The sequence below is a fragment of the Chitinophaga sp. genome (assembly GCF_036569125.1).
GTDB lineage: Bacteria > Bacteroidota > Bacteroidia > Chitinophagales > Chitinophagaceae > Chitinophaga.
Window position 1 is genome coordinate 1 of record NZ_DATCRF010000387.1, and the last position, 3,268, is coordinate 3,268.

Genomic DNA, 3,268 nt, shown 5'->3' on the forward strand with positions numbered 1-3,268 from the left:
CTGCAACACAGGAAGCCGCCTTGTTTGTGAACAATACACAGGTGGCAAAAGGCAAAGGTAATTTTGGGAAAAAGGCCTGCTGCCGCCTGCTGTTCGGCGCCAATAACTTTGAAGGTTTCCAGATGCTGGACATTCCGCCTATGAACATAAAGGACGTGGCTATCCGGGAAGGCGGCAAAACAAAATATTACTGGCCTTTATCGGAAAGCACCGGCAATCAATGCCGGGATACCATTCACGGCAAAATAGCAGAAGTGCGCAATGCCAATTGGATAAGGCCCCAGCACCAGCAATGGGCTTTAATGAGCGAATTGAAAATGAACGGTATGCCCAGTGTGGCATTTGATAAAAAGAACGAGGTATTGTATGTAGTATCTTCTGATTCTTTATATAAGATCGCTTTTAAGAGCGGCGCTTCCAGCACAGTAGCGCTTACAGAAAAGCATGATTCGCTGATGGCCGGCAATCAATCCATTTACGATCCTTTCCTGCAAAAGCTTTATAACTTTTATATTGACGGGCAAACCCTGAGCACCTTTGATTCCAGCGCACAAAAGTGGAGCACCGGTTTTACACCTGCACCGCTTACCGTGTACTGGCATGCCAATAAATTTATTTCTGCCTACGATAGCTCTCTGTACATTTTAGGTGGTTACGGGCAGCTGGAATATAAGAACCGTGTGCAGCGTTATCACCTGCCGGGTAAGGAATGGGATACCATGCTGGCTACCCATGGCGACCGCTTTATGCCGCGCTACCTGGCCGCACTGGGCGCCAATGAAAAAGGCGATACCGCTTATATTATGGGCGGTTACGGCAGCAGCACCGGCAGCCAGGTGGTGAACCCAAAGTATTATTACGATCTGCTTTCGTTTAGTGTAAAAGATCATTCCTTTAAAACTATTTACCGCCTGCCGGAACCAGAGCGCCAGTTCTGTTTTGCCAACAGCATGGTGATTGATGCTGCCGCAAAGGAATATTACGCGCTGGTATACCCGAACGATAAATTTAACTCTGAGCTGCAGCTGATCCGCGGTTCTTTACAATCGCCCAAATACCAGCTGCTGGGTACTACCATTCCCTACACTTATCATGATGTGCAGTCATTCGCAGACCTGTATTATTGTGCCGACAGTAAGAAGCTGGCCGGCGTAACTATTTATACCTCCAAAGAGGGTAGGGCCAGCGTAAAAGTGTACACCATTGCATTTCCGCCTAATCAACTGCTGCCTGCCGCACCGGAAAAGAATACGCCTTACTGGTGGTATTACGGAATAGCGCTGGCGCTTGCAGGGGCGGGCATTTTTGCCTACCGCAAACGGAAGCAGAAGCCTGCTGTGCAAACACCTGCCAGCCCGGTAATAAAAGAAACGGAAACAGTAGCAGAACCTGCCGCCATATCAGGACTAACCATGCCCCTGCACACGCCGGAAGAGGAAGAAGAAAGCGTGCATGCCAAAGTGTTTTTATTCGGGCAGTTTGAAGTATATGATAAAGATGGACAGGACGTAACCCGCTCCTTTACCCCGCTGCTGAAAGAGCTGTTCCTGATCATTACCACGCACACACTGTGGACGGGCAAGGGCATCTCCTCAGAAAAACTATACGGTACCCTGTGGCGCGATAAATCCAGCAAAGAAGCGCAGAACAACCGCTCTGTGAACATGGTAAAGCTCAAGGCCATCCTGGATAAGCTGGGCGCCTGCAGCTTTGTAAAAGACGCCGACCGCTGGAGCCTGCACTACGACAAAGAAAGCATCTCCATTGACCTGGAAACCTTTCTGCAATTAGGCCGCCCTGCCGGCAAGCAAACTAAAAAAGAGATCCAGCAGCTGCTGGCCATTATACAACGCGGCTCCTTACTGGCCGATACTGCTTACCCCTGGCTGGAAGATATGCAGTCCGAGATCTCCGGCATGGCTTTGTCCGTACTATCTGCCGCCACGCTGCAGTTCAGCCACGATCCTGAGTTTTTAATAGAGATCGCCAACGGCATCTTTATTTTTGACCCGGTGAATGAAGAAGCCCTTCGCGTAAAATGCAAAAGCCTGGGACAGCTGGGCCGCCACTCCATGGCCAAAGCGCTGTTCAATAAATTCGCCAAAGAATACCACCACATGTACGGCGAGGATTTCCAGGGTACTTTTCATGAAGTGTTTAATGAGGTGAAGTAGGATTTTTCTCCCTTTCCCCCTGAAAATCACCACAATTAGTGCATTATTAATGCCGCTGTTAAGCCTCCCCGGCTATATTGCAGGGGTATGAATACTAAAAACAGGCTCCGGTTGTTCAAAGCCATCAGCATTGGCCTGGCCTTGCTGGCCATAGTGATGCTGGAGCTGTTGCTGCGCGTCTTCCATTACGGCAATGATCTGCGCCTTTTTATAGAAGCCCCAGCTGATAACCGTTACCTGGTATTAAACCCGGACGCCTCCAAAAAATACTTCCTGAACCAGCGCATTGCCACCACGGGCAACAGCGAATTATTCAAAAAAGAAAAGGATCAGCACACCTGCCGCATTTTTGTGCTGGGGGAATCCACTACTATAGGCTATCCCTACTATCACAATGGCGCTTTTCACCGCTGGCTGCAATACCGGTTAATGCGCAGCTTCCCTGACCGGGATTTTGAGATCATTAACCTGTCGCTGACCGCCGTTAACTCTTTTACCGTATTAGGTTTTGCCAGAGAAGTGGTGAGATACCAGCCGGATGCCGTGTTGATCTATACCGGCCATAATGAGTTTTACGGCAGCCTGGGGGTAGGCAGTACAGAACGTATTGCCGGCAATCCCCGCCTGGTGAACCTGGTGCTGGCCCTGCGGGAATATAAGATCATGCAGCTGCTTACCAATATCTATGAAAAGATAATAAGCCGCCCGGAGGCCACTGCCGGCAAAGCGCGTATGGAGCTGATGGTGGCCGCCCAGCAAATTCCTTATGGCTCCACCTTATACAAGCGGGGCATTGCGCAGTTCCAGGCCAATATGGATGCTACTTTGCAGCTGCTGGATAAAAAAGGCATTCCTGTTTTCATCAGCAACCTGGTATCCAATGAAAAAGACCTACCGCCTTTTATTAGCCTGGGGCCGGATAGCACACAGGCGCCGCAGTTTCAAAAAACATACACCGCGGCTTTGCAGGCATTGGAAAATAAGGATACTGCCACTGCATTCACCGGCCTGCAGCAGGCGGAGAAATTATATAACGGCTACGCCGCCACGCACTATTACCTGGGCCGCTTGTTGCTGGTTAAGGGAGATACAGC

2 protein-coding genes are annotated in these 3,268 nt (G+C 49.9%); both read left to right on the plus strand.

Annotated features, from left to right (window positions below; all coding sequences use genetic code 11):
- The coding region (locus VIM87_RS14420) for a hypothetical protein (RefSeq protein ID WP_331997673.1) at window positions 1-2,174 on the plus strand (2,174 nt) is incomplete at its 5' end.
- Between the two features lie 87 nt (window positions 2,175-2,261).
- Window positions 2,262-3,268 (plus strand): hypothetical protein (locus VIM87_RS14425; protein ID WP_331997674.1); only part of this gene is annotated, 1,007 nt, incomplete at its 3' end.